Genomic DNA, 17,541 nt, shown 5'->3' with positions numbered 1-17,541 from the left:
TCTTTCAATTCCGATGCCTTCTTTTGCCTTCACGACCATTGGACAATGGTAAGACTCAGCCCGCTCAGCCATGATGGGGGCAACAGGAGGACCCATGGACCACGACCAAATTCCCGAGATTGCGCTGGAATGGCACCGCACCGGACGTAAGGCCGCGCTGGCCACCGTTGTGGAAACTTGGGGCTCAGCCCCTCGGCAGCCCGGCAGCCAATTGGCGATTTCCGGCGAGGGGCAGATCATGGGGTCAGTCTCGGGCGGCTGTGTTGAGGGCGCGGTGGTCACCGAGGCGCTTGAGGCGATGGAGGATGGTGCCACGCGGCTTTTGTCCTTTGGCGTCAGCGACGAGACCGCTTTTGCCGTAGGCCTCGCCTGTGGCGGCACGATCCGCGTGCTGGTGGAACCCGTGGGTAAGGCACTTCCCGAAGATATGCTGGCCGATCTGGTGGCTGCACGCGCGGCGCATCATCCGGTGGCCTATGCCGTGCATCCCGAAACCGGGGCGCGGGCGCTGTATCGGCCCGGTCAGGATGGGTCAGCCGATCTGCGGCTGCGCTCTGACAAGGCCGGGTTTGAAGAAGATGGCCGCTTTATCGCGCCGCACAATCCGCCCTTGCGGCTGATCGTGGTGGGCGCGGTGCACATCGCGCAGCCCTTGGTCGCCATGGCCCGCGCCTGCGGCTATGCCCCGACGCTGATTGACCCGCGCGACACCTTCGCCGCCGCCGACCGCTTTCCGGGAGAGACGGTGCTCGATGATTGGCCCGATGCGGCGCTTGCGGCCCTTGCGCCGGACAGCCGGACGGCGATCGTCACGCTGACCCATGACCCCAAGCTTGACGATCCTGCGATCCGGTATGCGCTGCGCTCGCCGGTGTTTTATCTCGGCTGTCTGGGGTCGAAAAAGACCCATGCCAGCCGGGTCGCGCGGCTGCATGAGGCGGGGTATTCCGAGGCTGAAATCGCCCGCATCCATGCGCCCGTGGGTCTGGATATCGGGGCCAAGACCCCGGCCGAGATTGCGCTTTCGGTGCTCGCCCAGATCACCCAAGTCCTGCGGAGGCCGGGATGAAGTTCGGCCCTGTCCCCTTGGACACGGCTTTGGGCGCGATTTTGGCCCATTCGCACCCCGGTGCTGAAGGGCGCTTGCGCAAGGGCCGCGTGCTGGAGGCCGCCGATCTGGCCGCCTTGGCCGCTGAGGGTTGTTCCAGCGTAGTGGTAGCGCGGCTGGAGCCGGGGGATCTGGACGAAAACACCGCCGCCGCACGTCTGGCCGAGGCATTGGTGCCTGACCCGGTGGCGCAGGGCCTCAACCGCTCTGACGCCTTCACCGGACGGGTGAACCTGAACGCCACCGGCCCCGGAATTGTCGATCTCGACGCCGCAGCGATCCATGATCTGAACCGGGTGGATCCCGCCATCACACTGGCTACCCTGCCGCGCTTTTGCCGGGTTGAGGCGGGCACTTTGGTGGGGACGGTCAAGATCATCAGCTATGGCGTGGCGGGGGCTGCGGTTGAGCGCGCCTCGGCGCTTGCCTGCGCGGCGCTGACGGTGCGCCCGGTGGTTTTGCGCCATGCCGGGCTGATCCTGACGGCCGTGCCCGGCCAAGACCCCAAGCTTAACGCCAAAGGCCGCCGGGTGATTGAGGCGCGCCTGTCGGCCTTGGGTATCCCATTGCAGGCGGTGCGTGAGGTGCCGCATGACGAGGCGGCACTGGCAGGTGCCTTGCGTGATCTGCCGGGGGAGATCGCGCTGATCCTGACCGGCAGCGCGACATCGGATCTTTACGACACCGCACCGCAGGCGGTGCGCGCGGCAGGTGGAACCGTGGCGCGCTTTGGCATGCCGGTGGACCCTGGCAATCTTTTGTTCTTGGGCGAACAGGCGGGCCGCCCGGTGCTGGGCCTGCCCGGCTGCGCCCGCTCGCCCGCGCTCAACGGCGCGGATTGGGTGTTGGAGCGGTTGGCCTGTGGGGTGGCGGTGACGGGCGATGACATCGCGGCCATGGGGGTGGGGGGTCTTTTGAAGGAAATCCCCAGCCGACCGCAACTGCGCGAGCCGCGCTGATGGGCCGGCTGGCGCTCTGGGCGATTGCCGCCCTGATGGCGCTGGCCTTGCCGCTGAAGGCCGAGGTCCGGCCCTTGGCTGGACAACGGGACCCAGCCTTTCAGGGCGCGCTGGAGGTGTGGCTGTCGGACGATGAGGCAAAGGCCTTGCCGGTGCTGGCCGGTTTGGCAGCCGCAGACAACCGGGCGGCGCAGGTGCTTTTGGGCCTGATCGACGTGACCCCGCAGTATCAGGGCCGCTGGCTTTATGCGTTGCCCCGACCCGAGCGCGTCGCGCTGATGCGCGCGTCGTCCGTCGGATCAAGTGGTGTTTCGGGACAGAATTGGCTCCGCGCAGCCGCCGCAGATGAACCGCTGGCCGCAGCTTGGGTGCAGCTTTGGGATGGCAATGCCAAAGCCGGGGTGATGCTCTACTTCACCCGTCTGGGTGAGGAGAGCGCCACGCGCACCGCGGCCAAGCGCTTGGCCCGGCGCGATGCCAAAGGGTTTGGTGCGCTGGCCGATGACCCGGATTTTCCCCTATTTGCTATGGGTTTGGCCATTCGCGATTGGCAGAAAACTGATCCCGCGCGCGCCGAGGCCGCGCAAGAGGCGTTGCCCCTTGCCGAACCGGGCCGCGCCTTGATTGGGCCGTATCAGCCCGATCCTTTGGCGCTTTTGGCACTGGCCGAAACCGACCCGGCGCTGGGGATGTTGGACCGCCATCTGGTGGCGCTGTGCCCGAACTCCGGTGACGCCGCCACGCGCGCCAAACGGCTGGCGGCTGCACTCGATATGCTGGGCGGTTGGTGGGGGCTGGCTGATCTTGGCCCACCCGCCGAGGCGCTGATTGCCCCGGACCGCTGGGTCACCTCGGCGCAGGGCAAGGCCGCCTTTGTCCGACTGTTGCCAGACCCCGACCCGCAGGGTCCGGCATTGATGGACCAATGTCTGGCGGATTTGCTTCAACGCGGTGCCGAAGAGCGCAGCGGGTTGAAATAGAAAAGGGGCCCGCAGGCCCCTTTGTTTGGTCATTCCGTCAGATCAGCCTTACTTCGGCCCGATCATCATCACCATCTGACGGCCTTCAAGCTTGGGCATGGCTTCGATCTTGCCATGCTCCACCACATCGGCGGCGACACGGTTCAACAGCTCCAACCCCAGATCCTGGTGCGCCATTTCGCGACCGCGGAAGCGCAGGGTGACCTTCACCTTGTCGCCTTCACCCAAGAACTTCAGAACCGAGCGCATTTTCACGTCATAGTCATGGGTGTCGGTTCCGGGACGGAACTTTATTTCCTTGATCTCGATGATCTTTTGCTTCTTGCGGGCTTCCGCCTCACGCTTTTGCGTCTCGTATTTGAACTTGCCAAAGTCCATGATCTTGCAAACAGGCGGCTCCGCGTTCGGCGAGATTTCCACCAGATCAAGTCCGGCCTCTTCAGCCATGGCCATGGCACGGGCGGGGGTCACCACGCCGACATTCTCGCCATCCGCCCCGATCAGGCGGATTTCCGGGGACCGGATGCGATCGTTGATGCGCGGGCCGGTTTCGCGTTGCGGCGGGGCGTTGTGTGGGCGACGGGCTATGGTCGTGGTCCTTGTTCAGTTGAGACTGGCGCAATCTAAGGCTTGGCGCGCCGGGCTTCAACCGGAATCAACCGTGCTGCTGCGTGAGGATCGGCGCGTTGCTGCGCTGCCGCAGGCGGGCTCTTTTCTTCTGCGGTTGATTCTGGCATACCGCCGGCAACCGAGTGTTTCGGTCATGGGAGAAAATGACATGAACAAGAATATTCTCATCGGCCTCGTGCTGATTGCTGCTGCCGCTGGCGGCTATTACCAGTTTTCTGTGAAACCCGCACAGGAAGCGGCTGCCGCCGCTGCCGAAGCTGCTGCTGCCGAAGCCAAAGCTGCCGAAGAGGCCGCCGCCGCTGCCGCCAAGGCCGCTGAGGAAGAGGCCGCTGCCGCCGCTGCCGCAGCCGCTGCTGCTGCCGCCGAAGCTGCGGCTGCTGCCGAAGCTGCCGCTGCCGAAGCCGCCGCCGTGCTGGACCCGGCCGCCTTCGACGCTGCCAAGATCAACGCCATGATCGCCGCCTCGACTTTGGACGATGCCACCAAGGCAACGTTGAAGGCCGGCGTGGATGCCGCTGCGACCAACCCCGCACTGGTGCAGGGCGCGATTGACGCTGTCAAAGCCGCAATGGGCATGTAATCGGCTGTAAAGCCAAAGAAAAACCGCCGTGGAGCGATCCACGGCGGTTTTTTCATGTCTGGGGGATGCACTCGCGAAGAGGCCCCTTGCAAAGGGGCACGATGAGCCTGACTTAGATCCCGTCGCCGACGAAGGCCTTTTCCACCACGAATTGCTGGGGGTCAGAATTCGCGCCTTCGACCAGACCGAAGCCTTCCAAAATGGCTTTCACATCCACGTTGAAGGCCAAGGACCCGCAGACCATCGCGCGGTCCTCTTCAGGGTTCATCTTCGGCAGGCCCAGATCGGCGAACACCTTGCCCGAGGACAGATTGTCCGTCACCCGGCCCATGTGGTGAAACGCCTCGCGGGTGGTGGTGGGGTAATACTTCAGCTTGTCGCCCACCATCTCACCGATCAGGGGATCATCCTTGAGGCTTTCCACCAGCTGACGGCCATACTCGAGTTCGGCCACCTCGCGGCAGGTGTGCATCATGATGACCTGTTCGTATTTCTCATAAGTCTCCGGCTCGCGCAGAAGGCTGGCGAAGGGGGCAAAGCCGGTGCCGGTGGACAAGAAGTAAATCCGCTTGCCCGGCAAAAGCGCGTCATGCACCAGCGTGCCCACGGGCTTGGGGCGCAGGATGATCTCGTCGCCGACCTGAATATGCTGCAGCTTTGAGGTCAGCGGGCCATCGGGGACCTTGATCGAATAGAACTCCAACTCCTCATCCCAAGCGGGTGAGGCAATGGAATAGGCGCGCAAAAGCGGTTTGCCGGTGTCACCCATCAGCCCGATCATCACGAACTCGCCCGAGCGAAAGCGCAGGGATTGCGGTCGTGTCACCCGAAAGGAAAAGAGGCGGTCCGTCCAATGGGTCACCTGCGTGACGATCTGGGCGTCGGGCAAATGGGGCTTGGCAGTGGCAGGTGCGGGGGCGTTCATCGTCAGCTCCGTCTGGTGACCCGATGGTCATAGGGCAGAAACGGCATCTGGGAAAGCCCGCGCCGCTGCGGCAGATTTCGGTTTTATAGCTACAAGTTCTTCAGCGCCCGGTCCAGCGCGGGCCGGGCCAAGGGGCCAAAACCCCTCAGGCGCGGGTGCGGGCGTGGCCCAGACGCGCCTGATAGTCATGCGCTTGCCAATCGGCCCGCGCGCGCCATTGCGCCTCGGGCTGGCGGGCGGCGATGTCATCGGGGATCTCAACCGCGTCAAAGCCCACGCGGCGGGCCATCGGGTATTGGTCGGCAATCATCGGACCCACGGCGCGCAACTCGCCATTATATCCCAGCATCCGCAAGCGGCGGCCCACGGTAAAGCCGCGCCCATCGTTGAAGGCGGGCACATGCACGCGGATCAGTGTGAGGCCCGCCAGATCAAGGCTGGCCGGATCATCGGTATGGGCCAAATCGGCCACGCCAGAGGCGGGCAGGGCAGGGACGGGCTGAAACCCGGTGTCGGTCACGAGAACGCTCATAGCGCATTGTCCTTTGTCGTTCGCACGGGCTTTCCGCCCACGAAATGGATGCCACATTCGGTTTTGGCCTGCCCACGCCAGCGGCCCGAGCGCGGGTCTTCGCCGGGCTTGACAGGGCTGGTGCAGGGCGCGCAGCCAATGGAGGGGTAGCCCTTGGCCACCAGCGGGTGACGGGGCAGGTTATTGTTGGTGATATAGTCGTCCAGATCCTCGCGGCCCCAATGGGCCAAGGGGTTCACCTTGATGCGAAAATCGCCTTCGTTTTCAAAGAAGTCGATGGTGCCGCGATCCGCGTTTTGGAACCGCTTGCGCCCGGTGATCCAGCCATCAAAGCCTTGCAGCGTATGCTCCAAGGGTTCCACCTTGCGCAGATTGCAGCAGGCGTCGGTCGAGAATTGGTGCAACGTGCCATCGGGGTCTTCGAAATCCAGCCGGGTCTTGCGGGCACGGATGGTGCGGATGTCGCACAGGTGCAGCCGTTCCGCCAACTCGCGCTGATAGTCGAGCGTTTCTTGAAAGAGCATCCGCGTGTCGACAAAGATCACCGGGGTTTGCGGGGCAAGAACCGAAACAAGGTGCAACAGCACCACCGATTCCGCGCCAAAGGACGACACCAACGCCACCCGACCGAGTTCGGGGTCATTGAGGGCATGTTCCAGCACCGCCGTCGCCGAATGGTGGCGATAGCGCGTATTCAGCGCCGCCACGCGATCGGCGACGCTGGGCTGTTCAAGCCTAAGCAGCATCCTGCGCGTCCGTCTCGTAAAGCGCGGCCTTAAAGGGCCCGATGCCGAGCCGCCGATAGGCCTGCAAGAAGGTCTCTGCCGGGTCTTGGCGCACCTCCAGATAGGCCAGAACGATGCGTTCCACCGCCGGCACCACCTGATCATAGGCAAAACCGGGGCCGGTCTTTTCGCCAATGGTGGCGTCTTCGCTGCCATCGCCGCCCAGCGTGATTTGGTAATTCTCCACCCCCGCGCGGTCGAGGCCCAAGATGCCGATATGGCCGACATGGTGGTGCCCGCAGGCGTTGATGCAGCCCGAGATCTTGATCTTCAGGGGGCCGATGTCATGCTCCAGCTTAAGCTCATCAAAGCGGACGGCGATTTCCTGCGCCACCGGGATCGAGCGTGCGGTGGCCAGCGCGCAATAGTCCATGCCGGGGCAGGCGATGATGTCGGAGATCAGCCCGACATTGGCGGTGCCAAGCCCGGCCTTGACCAAGGCCGCATGCACCGTCGGCAGGTCAGATTTGTGGACATGTGGCAGGATCACGTTCTGCTCATGCGAAATGCGCAGATCGGAATGGCCATAGGTTTCCGCCAGATCCGCCAGAACGCGCATCTGGTCGGATGTCGCATCGCCCGGGGTTTGCCCATGCGCTTTCACCGAAACGGTGACGATGGCGTATTGATCGTTGCGGTGCTGTGCGAGGTTTGTATCGGCCCAAGCCCGGAAAGCAGGGTCCGCCTTGTAGAAGGCGTCATAAGCATCGATAGGCGCGTTGCGGAAGGCTGGCGAAGCAAAGGCCGCCCGGATATCGGCCAAAAGCGCCTGATCGTGTCCGACGAACAAGGGCTTCAACTCGTCAAAGCGTTCCTCAATCAGGCGGGTGATCTCGGGCTTGCCGGTTTCATGCAGCGTGATCTTGATGCGGGCCTTGTACTTGTTGTCGCGCCGACCAAGCACGTTATAGACCGACAGCACGGCCTCGACGTAGGGCAGCAGGTCTTCAATGGGCAAGAAGTCCCGCACCACCATGCCCACCATGGGCGTACGGCCAAGACCGCCACCGACGATCACCTCAAACCCGGTCTCGCCCTTTGCGTTCTTCACCATGCGCAGGCCGATGTCATGCGCCTTGGTCACCGCGCGGTCATTCGGGGCGCCGGTGATGGCGATCTTGAACTTGCGGGGCAGGAATTGGAATTCCGGATGGTCGGTGGACCACTGGCGCAAAAGCTCGGCATAGGGGCGGGGGTCTTCGATTTCATCCGCCGCTGCCCCTGCGAAATGATCCGCTGTGACGTTCCTCACGCAGTTGCCAGAGGTCTGTATGGCGTGCATCTCGACATCGGCCAAGGCCGACAGGATTGCGGGCACGTCGGGCAGTTTCGGCCAGTTGAACTGGATGTTCTGCCGGGTGGTGAAGTGGCCATAGCCCTTGTCCCACGTGTCGGCGATGGTGGCCAACTGCCGCATCTGATGCGGGCTGATGGTGCCATAAGGAATGGCCACGCGCAGCATATAGGCGTGCAATTGCAGATAAAGCCCGTTCATCAGACGCAGGGGGCGAAACTCCTCCTCGGTCAAGGACCCGTCAAGACGGCGGGTCACCTGATCGGTGAACTGCGCCACACGGGCGCGAACGAAGGATTCATCGAAGTCGGAATAGCTGTACATCTCAGGACCTTAGATCGCGTAATCGGCTTGTTTGCCGTGGTTGTAGTTCGACGGGCCACGGGTGCGGAAGGCCTCGCGGAAGTGGGTGGGTTCGGGACCGCTTGGGCCAGACTTGGCATCGGCGAGGTAAGCGCCCACGACCACCAGCTTTTGCGCGGCGGCATCGAGAAGGCGCAGTTGGGCATGGGCCTCGTCTTCGATGAACTCGGCCTCATGGTGGAAAGGCGTCCAGCGGTCATCGGCGGTCAGGTAGACCACATCGCCTTCGCGCAGGCGATTTGCGGTGACGACTTTGGGGGTAAAGCGGCTCATGCGGTGGCCTCGTTCAAAGCGGGGATGGCAAGGGCGGCGGCGCGCGGGGCGAGGCCGTAGAGGATAATGGCGGGGCCGTCGCAAAGGGCAACGGTGTCGGGCAGGGCGGAGAGGGTGGTGGCCAGCACGCGCTGATCGGCGCGGCTGACGTTTTCAACCAGCGTGACCGGGGTGTCGCCCGCCGCGCCGTGCATCATCAGACGACCTTGGATAAATCGGGCCGATTTCTTGCCCATATAGATCGCCGCAACTTCGCCCGCGCGGGCAAGGCCGCGCCAGTCCTGTTCGGCAAAGCCCGCCATGTCATGCCCGGTGACGATGCGCAAAGCCGCGTTGCGGCCGCGCTTCGTCAGGCTTTGGCCGATCGAGGCCGCCGCCACCGTGGCCGAGGTCAGGCCGGGCAGAATGTCATAAGGCAGGCCGTTGGCCTCAAGCGCCTCAATCTCTTCATCCAGCCGCCCGAAAATGCCCGGATCGCCGCCCTTCAGGCGCACAACACGCGCACCGGTGAGGGCATGCGCCACCAGAACGGCATTGATTTCGACCTGCTTGGTCGAAGGGCCAAAGCCCTCTTTGCCCACATCCACAAGGCGCACGGTGGCCGGGATCAGCGCCATGATCTCGGGACCGACGAGGCGGTCATGGATCACCACCTCGGCCGCCTGCAGCGCCTGATAGGCGCCCAGCGTCAGATGGCGCGCGGCACCGGGACCGGCGCCGACGAACAAGACGGGAGAGAGGGGCTGTGGGGCGGTCATGGCGGTCTCGGGGTGTCCCTAGGATTTATGGGATGAATATAGGAGATTTTCCCGTATTTCCGCCAGACACCCTTGCCAATAAGGACATTTGTTCCGATATTCTCGCCCAATGGAACGGGGTTCCGCCAAAATGGGGTTCGCGCGAATGTCTGACCGGATTGACGATCTTGACCGGAAAATCCTTGCCGAGTTGCAGGCCGACGCCAGCCAGTCGCTGGACGAAATCGCGCGCAAGGTGGGCAGTTCCAAGACGCCCGTGTGGAACCGCATCAAGCGGATGAAGGAAACCGGCGTCATCACCCGCCAGACCGCCATTCTGGACCCCGAAGCCTTGGGTCTTGAGGCGTGTTTTTTCGTGCTGGTGCGCACATCTGAACATGAGGCCGACTGGCAGCGCCGGTTCTTGGATGTGCTGCGCCGCCGCCCCGAGGTCTTGGAGGCGCACCGCTTGGCGGGCGACATCGACTATATCCTAAAGGTGCGCGTCAAGAACGCGCGGGCCTATGACCAGTTCTATCAGGCGCTGATTTCAGAGGTGAAGATTCACAACGTGACAGCGCTGTTGAGCATGGAAGAGATCAAGTCGACGACCGTGCTGCCGCTTTAGGACCGCGAACTCCTTGAGCACTGCGTGCACGCGTCGTGGGCGGATGCGACGCGTGCAGGACGTGCTCAAGGAGCTTGGGGCTGCGCCGTCAGCCCTGAACCATCAGCTGCGTTAGCCCGTGGAAGTGATAGACATCGCCATACTGCGGCTTGCCCACCAGCTTTAGCCCCGGCAGGCGGTTAAACAGGATCGGTAGGGCGGTTGCCAGTTCCAGCCGCGCCAAGGGGGCGCCGACGCAGAAATGCAGACCCGCGCCAAAGCTGGCATTGGGCTTCACGGCGCGGTTTGGCTGGAATTGCGCCGGGACGTCCCATTGGCCGGGGTCGCGGTTGGCGGCGGCCAAGAGGAGCCCCACCTGATCGCCGCGATGGAAGGTGTGGCCCATCACCTCGATGTCCTCATAGGCATATCGGGTGAACATATGCAGCGCCGGATCAAAGCGCAGGATTTCTTCGACCGTGGTTTCGGCAGTGTCCACGGTGATGCCGTGGCCGGTCTGCAAAAGCGTTTTCACCCCATTGCCGATGGTGTGCACCGTCGCCTCATGGCCTGCGTTCAACAACAGAATGCAGGTGGTGATCAGCTCATCCGTTGTGAGCTTCTCGCCAGCTTCCTCGGCGGCGATCAATTCGGTGATCAGATCATCGCGCGGATCATTGCGGCGGGCGTCGACATATTGGCGCAGGAAGGCAACAAACGCCTCGGTCGCGGCCACGGCGCGGTCTTCGGTCTCGCGGGTGCGGCCGGCCATATACATGCCGACCATGGCATTCGACCAGCGCAGAAGGTCGTCTGACATCGCCTCGGGCACACCCAACAGCCGGGCGATGATGATGACGGGCAACTTCTGGCCAAAGTGTTTCAGCAGGTCAAACTCGCCCGGCGGAAAGGCGTCGATCAGCTGATGCGACAGGTGGGCGATTTCAGGCTGAAGCGCGTTGATGCGGCGGGTGGTAAAGGCGCGCAGCACCAAGGAGCGAAGTCGCGTGTGGCGCGGTGGCTCCAACTCCAGCATCGAATGCGCTTCAACCGCGTAGAACGGGCGCAGATGGTCGGGGATCACAGGGGCCAGTTCGCTGGGCACTTCGCGGCCAAAGCGGCGGTCGCGGAAGATGGCGCTGACGGCTGCCCAATTGCCGGTGCAGGTCAGCCCATAGTCAGCCCAGTGGAAAAAGGGGCCACATTGGCGGGCCGTCTCATAGAACGGATAGGGATTTTGCACAAACCCAGGATCGGTGGGCGATTGGTGCAATGTCTCCATCAGCGACGTCCGAAGGGCAGGGGCAGGATGCCTTGGGCGATCAAGACGCCAAGGCCGACGAGGGCGGCGGCAAAGGCTTGCGGCCAGTTCCAAAGCCCGCCCAACGCAAAGAGGATCAGCATGACATAGAAGGGGGCTGCGTTGATGTGCAGCGCCGACAGGCCGATGCCGAGCCGTTCGACCGACATGATCCACATGACTTGGCTGATGCCCAAGGCCCCAACCGAAAAGAGCAAAATCGCCCCGATTTCCTTCCATCCCCAAGCGGCAAAGGAGGGCATCTCGCCCCCAAGGCCAACCTGACCGCCCGCGACGATAAGGGCAGCAATCGCAGCCCCGGTCAGTGTAACGGCCGTCCGCCCGAGCGGAGTTTCCTTGGGAAAAGCGGTGACGGTCAGGCGCGAGCCGATGGTAAAGCTGACGACCGAGCCAAAGCACAAGAACGCCCCCCAAGCGAGCGACAGGCCCCCGCCCGCGCCACCTGCGCCCAAGTCCAGCGCCATGACGCCGCCTGCGAGCGACAGTATCAGCCCCAAGACCAACGCGAGCGTCACCTTGCGCCCGTCCAGTGCCACCTCCAGCGCGATACCAACAACGGGCAGTGTTGACGAAATCACCGCTGCCGTGACCGCCCCTCCAATCGCCTGCCCCTTGATGAGGAACCATGCACCGAGGCCGATCAGGCTGCCCACCGCAATGCCCTTAAGCCAGTTGGTGGCGCGTAAGGGAGCAAAACCCTCAAAAAGCGCCCAGACTACTACCAAAAAGCCCCCCGCCAGCAGCATGCGGAGCGCGTTCAGCTGCTCTGGTATCAAGAGTGGGATCAGATGATCCGCCGCAGGCAGGCCTGCCGCCCAGATCAGCATAGAGCCCATGCAGATCAGATTGGCGGTCAAAAGGCTGGATTGGCGGGTTTGGGGCGTGTCAGTCATGAAGGCAATCTTTCAGGGCCGGGCATGTCCCGCGCGGCTGTTTGCGACAGAAACGCCACTCAGGCGGCGGAAAGGGCGGCGACGATGGAGGCGAAATCGGCGGCCTTTAGGCTGGCCCCGCCGACGAGCGCGCCATCGACATGGGGCAGGGCAAAGATCTCGGCCGCATTCGAGGGTTTCACCGATCCACCGTAAAGGAGCCGCACCTTGGCGGCCTCGACCCCGATATGGTCTGCGAGACGGGCGCGCAGTAAGGCGTGCACCTCGGCGATCTGATCGGGGGTGGGGGTGCGACCGGTGCCAATGGCCCAGACTGGCTCATAGGCGATGACAAGCTGGGCGGCGGTGGCGGCGGGCGGGACCGAGCCGATTAACTGCGCTCCGATCACCTCCAGCGTGGTGCCCGCATCGCGCTGCGCTTCGGTCTCACCGAGGCAGACGATGGCCACCAGCCCCGCCGCAATTGCAGCCTCGGCCTTGGCGCGCACCAAGGCATCCGTCTCGCCATGATCGGCGCGGCGTTCGGAATGGCCAAGGATGACATGGCTGGCGCCCGCATCGGCCAGCATCGGCGCGGAAAGATCACCAGTATGCGCGCCCGATGCCTTGGGGTGGCAGTCTTGCGCGCCAACCTGCAAACCCGATCCGCGCGCGGCCTGTGCCATGGCGGAGATCAGCGTGGCAGGGGGGCAAAGCAGCATCTCGCAGCTCGGATCAGGCTGAGCGGCGATCAAGGTTGCCACTTCGGCGAGCGACGCGACTGTGCCGTTCATCTTCCAATTGCCTGCCGCGAGTTTGCGCATGATGCCCTCCTGACGATGTCACCAGAGGTAACGCTTTGGCCGTGCAGGGGGAAGGGCCCACTAAACGGGCCGCCCGATTAGGCCGCGGGCGCGTCCTTGAACTTGATGGACTCGCCGCAGCCGCAGGCTTCGGCCACGTTGGGATTGCGGAATTTGAACCCGGCTTGCAACAGATCCATCTCATAATCAATCTCGGTGCCGATCAGGAACATCTGCGCCATGGGCGCGATGAACACCTTCGCGCCGTCCTGCTCCACCACCTCATCGAGCGGATTTTGGTCGGCCACATAGTCCATGGTGTATTCCATGCCCGCGCAGCCGCCCTTCTTGACGCCTATGCGCAAGCCCGCCGAGCCTTGCTTGGCCATCAGCCGCGCGATCTGCCGGGTGGCGGCGGGGGTCAGGGTCACAGCTGCTTTGCCGGGAATTCCGAACATCTTGGACCTCATTGGTTTGGCCTGAATATAGGAATTCAGGCAGCACTTCTCAAGATCGGGGCCAATTGCGGCCGATCACATAAAGCCCAGTTCCAGCCGCGCCTCATCCGACATCATGTCCATGCCCCAAGGCGGATCAAAGGTCATGCCGACCTCCGCCTGCTTGACGCCCGGCACCAACTCGACCGCGTCTTGCACCCAACCGGGCATTTCGCCCGCCACGGGGCAACCCGGCGCGGTCAGTGTCATCATTATTGAAACCGCGTTTTCATCCGTGATCTCAATGGTATAGACCAAACCCAGATCAAAGATGTTCACTGGAATTTCGGGATCAAACACCGTGCGACATGCGTCCACCACGTTGCCGTAAAGCGGGTGGTCGGTGGTCGAAGGGCGGATCAGGGGCGCGCCTTCCATGTGGTCCTGCGGCTGGTTCATTCCGGTCTCATTCGGTTAGTTGACCAAATATATAGGGAATTTTCCGCAAAGGTCTAGTGGCAGAACGCAAAAGCGGGCCCTCTGGCCCGCCTTCAGTTTCCATGCCGCATCCTGCCTAGGCGTCAGATGTGCAGATCAGAACGGAATCTCGTCGTCGAGATCAGAGCGCCCGCCGCCCCCGCCGCCGCCTGCGCCACTCCGGCCACCACCATAACCGCCGCCCTGTGCGCCACCGCCCTGACCGCCACCGCCTTGGTAATCATCATAGCCGCCGCCCGAGCCGCGATCATCCATCCCACCGGCGGCACCGCCGCCGTCACGTCCGCCCAACAGCGTCAACTCGCCACGATACTGGCGCAGCACGATCTCGGTGGTGTAGCGGTCCGCACCCGACTGGTCCTGCCATTTGCGGGTTTCCAACTGGCCCTCGATATAAACGGTCGAACCTTTGCGCAGATACTGCTCGGCAATCTTGCCCAAGGCTTCGTTGAAAATCGCGACCGAATGCCATTCGGTACGCTCTTTCCGTTCACCGCTTTGCTTGTCGCGCCAGGTTTCCGAGGTGGCGATGCGCAGGTTCACCACTTTGCCGCCATTGGGAAACGACCGCACCTCAGGGTCGCGCCCGAGATTGCCGACCAAAATAACCTTGTTCACCGACCCTGCCATGAAGACCTCCCTGATTCCCGTTTGTCCGGCAGCGTGCCGGAAGCTGGTTAACAAAACCTATAAGGCCGCAGTCCCGGCCCTGCAACCAACGCCGGCGCCCACAGCCGGATAACCCGCATCTGAACCGGCAGACATTTTGGAATCTGGCCATGTGACACGCTAGGGTCTGGCCAATTGGGGACCATTTCCTGTAGATTGCCGAAAACCTCAGGAACGGACCACCGAATGTTGCTGTTACGTGTGATCTTTGCCCTGACGCTAAGCGCCTCTTTGACCACGGCGGGCTTGGCACAGGCTGAAGGGCTTAAACTGTCTGGTTCAAAGAAAAATCGTACGGCCTTGTTCTCCTCGCAGGCCGCGCTTTTGGATGGGCGTTTGGCCAAGCAATACGGCTTCTCCAACCGCTTGAAGCCCAACGCGCCCAAGGATGGGGCCTCCGTCGAGACAACGGCCCTGCCGCGCTATAAAGGCAATTACAAGGGGGCCTATCTAGAGGTGGCCAAGGCGGCGGCGCGCAAGCATGGCATACCTGAGGATCTGTTCTTGCGGCTGGTGCAGCAGGAATCTGGCTGGAACCCGCATGCGGTGTCGCATGCAGGGGCCCAGGGGCTGGCGCAGCTTATGCCGGGTACGGCGGCCAAGCTGGGGGTGGATCCGAAAGACCCGCACCAGAACCTGGATGGCGGCGCGCGCTATCTTGCCATGATGTATGCCAAGTTCGGCAATTGGCGTCTGGCGCTGGCTGCCTATAACGCGGGGCCTGGTGCTGTGGAGCGGCACGGCGGCATCCCACCCTTTCCCGAGACGCGGAATTACGTGAAGGCCATCCTCGGCTGATCCTGTCGCAAAAGGGGGGCCGTCTGCCCCCCTCGGGCTACGCCCTCACCCCCCCGAGAGTATTGTAAAAGGCGCAAAACCTTGGAGCAGGCTTTGCTTTGCATTGCGCCTTTCCAAATACTCTCGGGGGGTGAGCCGCTTGCGGCGAGGGGGGCAGACAGCCCCCCTTCTGAGTTTGACAGCCTACGCAGCTTTGGGTTTTGGACCTATTCGGCGGCGATCTTGATGACCGGCTCCATGGTCGCCAGAACATCCGCCGAGAGGTGGCACTTAACCTGATGTCCGCCCTCAAGCACTTGAACTGGCGGCATCTCGCGGTCGCAAAGTCCGCCCGGCACGTGAGACTTCCAGCGGCAGCGGGTCTGGAACGGGCAGCCGGGCGGCGGGTTGACCGCCGATGGGATGTCGCCGTCCAGCACAATCCGTTTGCGCACGACTTTGGTGTCTGCGATCGGCACGGCGGAGAGCAGCGCTTCGGTATAGGGGTGATAGGGCGGTTGGAACACTTGGTCGGTTGTGCCCATTTCGACCACATGGCCAAGATACATCACCATCACCCGGTCCGAGAGATAGCGCACGATGCTGAGGTCATGGCTGATGAACAAGAGCGTCGTCTTGTTCTCGCGCTGGATGTCCATCAGAAGATCTGTCACCGCGGCCTGCACCGAGACGTCGAGGGCCGAGACCGGCTCATCGGCCACCACAACCTTGGCGCCGCCTGCGAAGGCCCGCGCGATGCCGACGCGCTGCTTTTGCCCGCCTGACAGCTGACGCGGCATCCGCTCGGCAAAGGCGCGCGGCAGTTTGACCAAGTCCAGAAGTTCCAGCATCCGCTCGTGCCGTTCGGTGTCCGAATTGCCTTGCTTGAAGATTTCAAGCGCACGGATGATCTGGCGCCCCACGGTCATCGAGGGGTTCAGCGTGTCAAACGGGTTTTGGAACACCATTTGCAGCGAGGAAACGGTGTCGGTGCTGCGCTGGGTGATCGGGGTCGATTGCACGTTTTCATCAAACAGCATGATCTCGCCCGAGGTGGCGGTTTCAAGTCCCATCAGGACCTTGGCGAAGGTCGACTTGCCGCAGCCGCTTTCGCCCACGATGGCCAGCGTTTCGCCTTCGCGCGCTTCAAACGACAGGGTCTCGTTGGCCTTAACCACTTTCTTCATGCCGCCGCCAAAGGCGCTGCCGGACACCGAGTAATACTTCTTCAGATCCTGCATCTTCAGGACCACGCGGCCGATCTCGGCACGTTCCTTGAGGACGCGGGCCTTCAAGGGCGCGTCCCAGTCAATTTCGGCCCATTTCAGGCAGCGCGAGCCGTGGCGGTCGCCTTCGGGAACCGTGGACATGGCAATGTCGCCCGCGTCGCAGCGGCCTTTTTCGAAATAGTCACAGCGCGGGCCGAAGTTGCAGCCCGAGGGGCGTTCATGGGGCAGGGGGAAGTTGCCGGGAATGGCGACCAGCGGGCGCGAGGCTTTGTCGGCCCCCGGCAGCGGGATGGAGCGGAAGAGCGCTTGGGTATAGGGGTGGCGCATCTTGTCGAAGACTTCGACCACATTGCCGGTTTCCACCGCTTCGCCGGAATACATCACGCAAAGCCGGTCGCAGACATCCATCACAAGGCCAAGGTTGTGGCTGATGAACAGCATCGAGGTGCCGTATTTCTCGCCCAAATCCTTCACGAGATCGACGATCCCCGCCTCAACCGTCACATCCAGTGCGGTGGTCGGTTCATCCAAGATCAACAGCGCGGGCTTTGACATCAGGGCCATCGCAATCACGATACGCTGCTGCTGGCCGCCCGACAGTTGGTGGGGATAGGCGTTGATGATGCGGTCAGGGTCGGGCAGGCGCACATCGGCGACGATCTGGCGGGCCAAGGCCCAAGCGTCGTCTTTGGACATGCCTTGATGGATCATCGGCACTTCGGCCAGTTGCGCGCCGATCTTCATGGCCGGATTGAGTGAGGCCATTGGCTCTTGATAGATCATGGCGATTTCCGAGCCACGGATATGGCGCAGCTCTTCTTCCCCCATGGTCGTCAGGTCGCGGCCCTTGAACTTGATCGACCCGCCCACGATCCGGCCGTTTTTGCCCAGATCGCGCATCACAGCCAGCGCCACGGTGGATTTGCCGCAGCCGGATTCGCCCACCAGCCCCATCGCTTCGCCCGGCATCACGGTGCAGGAGAAATCCATCACCGCCGGGATTTCGCGCAGGCGCGTGAAGAAGCTGATCGAGAGATTCTCGATCTCAAGGATGGGTTTAGAGGGATCCCAGGTGGTGTCAGTCATGGCAAATCTCGCTTTGGCTGGGCGTTTGGGAGCGGGGGCCAGCCCCCGCACCCCCGGGATATTTGGGCCACATTGA

20 protein-coding genes are annotated in these 17,541 nt (G+C 63.0%); 6 read left to right on the top strand and 14 right to left on the bottom strand.

Features of this window, described 5'->3' with window-relative positions; translation table 11 throughout:
- Positions 1-94: 94 nt before the first annotated feature.
- The 3 genes from AC72UB_RS06310 to AC72UB_RS06300 are packed head-to-tail and all read left to right on the top strand — an operon-like array spanning position 95 to position 3,047.
- Entirely contained in the window at positions 95-1,069 is a 975-nt protein-coding gene (locus AC72UB_RS06310; protein WP_505189013.1) for an XdhC family protein, read from the top strand.
- Positions 1,066-2,067: a molybdopterin-binding protein gene (locus AC72UB_RS06305; RefSeq protein ID WP_505189012.1), complete on the top strand. Its 1,002-nt coding sequence runs from the start codon at positions 1,066-1,068 to the stop codon at positions 2,065-2,067. Before AC72UB_RS06310 ends, AC72UB_RS06305 begins: the two co-directional genes overlap by 4 nt.
- A complete protein-coding gene (locus AC72UB_RS06300) occupies positions 2,067-3,047 on the top strand; it encodes a hypothetical protein (protein ID WP_505189011.1) in 981 nt (326 codons plus the stop codon). The genes AC72UB_RS06305 and AC72UB_RS06300 overlap by 1 nt, the downstream gene beginning before the upstream one ends.
- 48 nt (positions 3,048-3,095) lie before the next feature.
- Here AC72UB_RS06300 and infC read toward each other — a convergent pair whose 3' ends face one another.
- Entirely contained in the window at positions 3,096-3,584 is a 489-nt protein-coding gene (gene infC, locus AC72UB_RS06295; RefSeq protein WP_463290566.1) for a translation initiation factor IF-3, read from the bottom strand.
- Positions 3,585-3,825: 241 nt separating this feature from the next.
- On the opposite strand from infC, the gene AC72UB_RS06290 reads away from it, so the two are divergent.
- A complete protein-coding gene (locus tag AC72UB_RS06290) occupies positions 3,826-4,257 on the top strand; it encodes a hypothetical protein (protein WP_463290553.1) in 432 nt (143 codons plus the stop codon).
- Positions 4,258-4,369: 112 nt separating this feature from the next.
- Here the strand turns inward: AC72UB_RS06290 and AC72UB_RS06285 are convergent, their stop codons facing one another.
- From AC72UB_RS06285 to cobA, 6 genes are all read right to left on the bottom strand, one after another.
- The gene (locus AC72UB_RS06285; protein ID WP_505189010.1) at positions 4,370-5,182 is read right to left on the bottom strand and encodes a ferredoxin--NADP reductase; all 813 of its coding nucleotides are present in this window, start codon (positions 5,180-5,182) and stop codon (positions 4,370-4,372) included.
- 145 nt (positions 5,183-5,327) lie between these two features.
- Complete coding sequence (locus AC72UB_RS06280) at positions 5,328-5,714, bottom strand: DUF934 domain-containing protein (protein WP_505189009.1); 387 nt, start codon at positions 5,712-5,714, stop codon at positions 5,328-5,330.
- On the bottom strand, positions 5,711-6,460 hold the full coding sequence (locus AC72UB_RS06275) for a phosphoadenylyl-sulfate reductase (protein WP_463290565.1): 750 nt from the start codon (positions 6,458-6,460) through the stop codon (positions 5,711-5,713). Before AC72UB_RS06275 ends, AC72UB_RS06280 begins: the two co-directional genes overlap by 4 nt.
- Complete coding sequence (locus AC72UB_RS06270) at positions 6,450-8,117, bottom strand: nitrite/sulfite reductase (protein WP_505189008.1); 1,668 nt, start codon at positions 8,115-8,117, stop codon at positions 6,450-6,452. The genes AC72UB_RS06275 and AC72UB_RS06270 overlap by 11 nt, the downstream gene beginning before the upstream one ends.
- Before the next feature lie 9 nt (positions 8,118-8,126).
- A complete protein-coding gene (locus AC72UB_RS06265) occupies positions 8,127-8,429 on the bottom strand; it encodes a DUF2849 domain-containing protein (protein ID WP_463290549.1) in 303 nt (100 codons plus the stop codon).
- Positions 8,426-9,187: a uroporphyrinogen-III C-methyltransferase gene (gene cobA, locus AC72UB_RS06260; RefSeq protein ID WP_505189007.1), complete on the bottom strand. Its 762-nt coding sequence runs from the start codon at positions 9,185-9,187 to the stop codon at positions 8,426-8,428. Before cobA ends, AC72UB_RS06265 begins: the two co-directional genes overlap by 4 nt.
- A gap of 145 nt (positions 9,188-9,332) precedes the next feature.
- Here cobA and AC72UB_RS06255 point away from each other — a divergent pair, with 145 nt between their 5' ends.
- Positions 9,333-9,794, top strand: coding sequence for an Lrp/AsnC family transcriptional regulator (locus tag AC72UB_RS06255; protein WP_505189140.1), 462 nt, complete (start codon positions 9,333-9,335; stop codon positions 9,792-9,794).
- A gap of 88 nt (positions 9,795-9,882) precedes the next feature.
- Here AC72UB_RS06255 and AC72UB_RS06250 read toward each other — a convergent pair whose 3' ends face one another.
- The 6 genes from AC72UB_RS06250 to ssb all read right to left on the bottom strand — a co-directional run bounded on the left by AC72UB_RS06250 (position 9,883) and on the right by ssb (position 14,334).
- Positions 9,883-11,055 (bottom strand): cytochrome P450, encoded by a 1,173-nt coding sequence (locus AC72UB_RS06250; protein ID WP_505189006.1) that lies wholly within the window; start codon positions 11,053-11,055, stop codon positions 9,883-9,885.
- Entirely contained in the window at positions 11,055-11,987 is a 933-nt protein-coding gene (locus AC72UB_RS06245; RefSeq protein ID WP_505189005.1) for a DMT family transporter, read from the bottom strand. Before AC72UB_RS06245 ends, AC72UB_RS06250 begins: the two co-directional genes overlap by 1 nt.
- Positions 11,988-12,046: 59 nt before the next feature.
- The gene (tpiA, locus tag AC72UB_RS06240; protein WP_505189004.1) at positions 12,047-12,790 is read right to left on the bottom strand and encodes a triose-phosphate isomerase; all 744 of its coding nucleotides are present in this window, start codon (positions 12,788-12,790) and stop codon (positions 12,047-12,049) included.
- Positions 12,791-12,867: 77 nt separating this feature from the next.
- Positions 12,868-13,227, bottom strand: a complete 360-nt coding sequence (locus tag AC72UB_RS06235; protein ID WP_463290545.1) for a HesB/IscA family protein — start codon at positions 13,225-13,227, stop codon at positions 12,868-12,870.
- 75 nt (positions 13,228-13,302) lie between these two features.
- A complete protein-coding gene (locus AC72UB_RS06230) occupies positions 13,303-13,665 on the bottom strand; it encodes an SUF system Fe-S cluster assembly protein (RefSeq protein ID WP_463290544.1) in 363 nt (120 codons plus the stop codon).
- A gap of 135 nt (positions 13,666-13,800) precedes the next feature.
- The gene (ssb, locus tag AC72UB_RS06225; protein ID WP_505189003.1) at positions 13,801-14,334 is read right to left on the bottom strand and encodes a single-stranded DNA-binding protein; all 534 of its coding nucleotides are present in this window, start codon (positions 14,332-14,334) and stop codon (positions 13,801-13,803) included.
- A 225-nt stretch (positions 14,335-14,559) separates the two neighbouring features.
- Between ssb and AC72UB_RS06220 the strand changes: the two genes are divergently transcribed.
- The gene (locus tag AC72UB_RS06220; RefSeq protein WP_505189002.1) at positions 14,560-15,171 is read left to right on the top strand and encodes a lytic transglycosylase domain-containing protein; all 612 of its coding nucleotides are present in this window, start codon (positions 14,560-14,562) and stop codon (positions 15,169-15,171) included.
- Positions 15,172-15,377: 206 nt separating this feature from the next.
- On the opposite strand, the gene AC72UB_RS06215 is transcribed toward AC72UB_RS06220, so the two are convergent.
- Positions 15,378-17,465 carry a dipeptide ABC transporter ATP-binding protein gene (locus AC72UB_RS06215; RefSeq protein WP_505189001.1) on the bottom strand — a complete coding sequence of 696 codons (2,088 nt, stop codon included), beginning with the start codon at positions 17,463-17,465 and terminating at the stop codon, positions 15,378-15,380.
- Positions 17,466-17,541 lie beyond the last annotated feature (76 nt).

This window comes from Allotabrizicola aquatica (SeqCode), assembly GCF_965194375.1.
Lineage (GTDB): Bacteria > Pseudomonadota > Alphaproteobacteria > Rhodobacterales > Rhodobacteraceae > Tabrizicola_A > Tabrizicola_A aquatica.
Note: the sequence above shows the minus strand (reverse complement) of the source record. Positions and strands in the feature narration are given on the sequence as shown.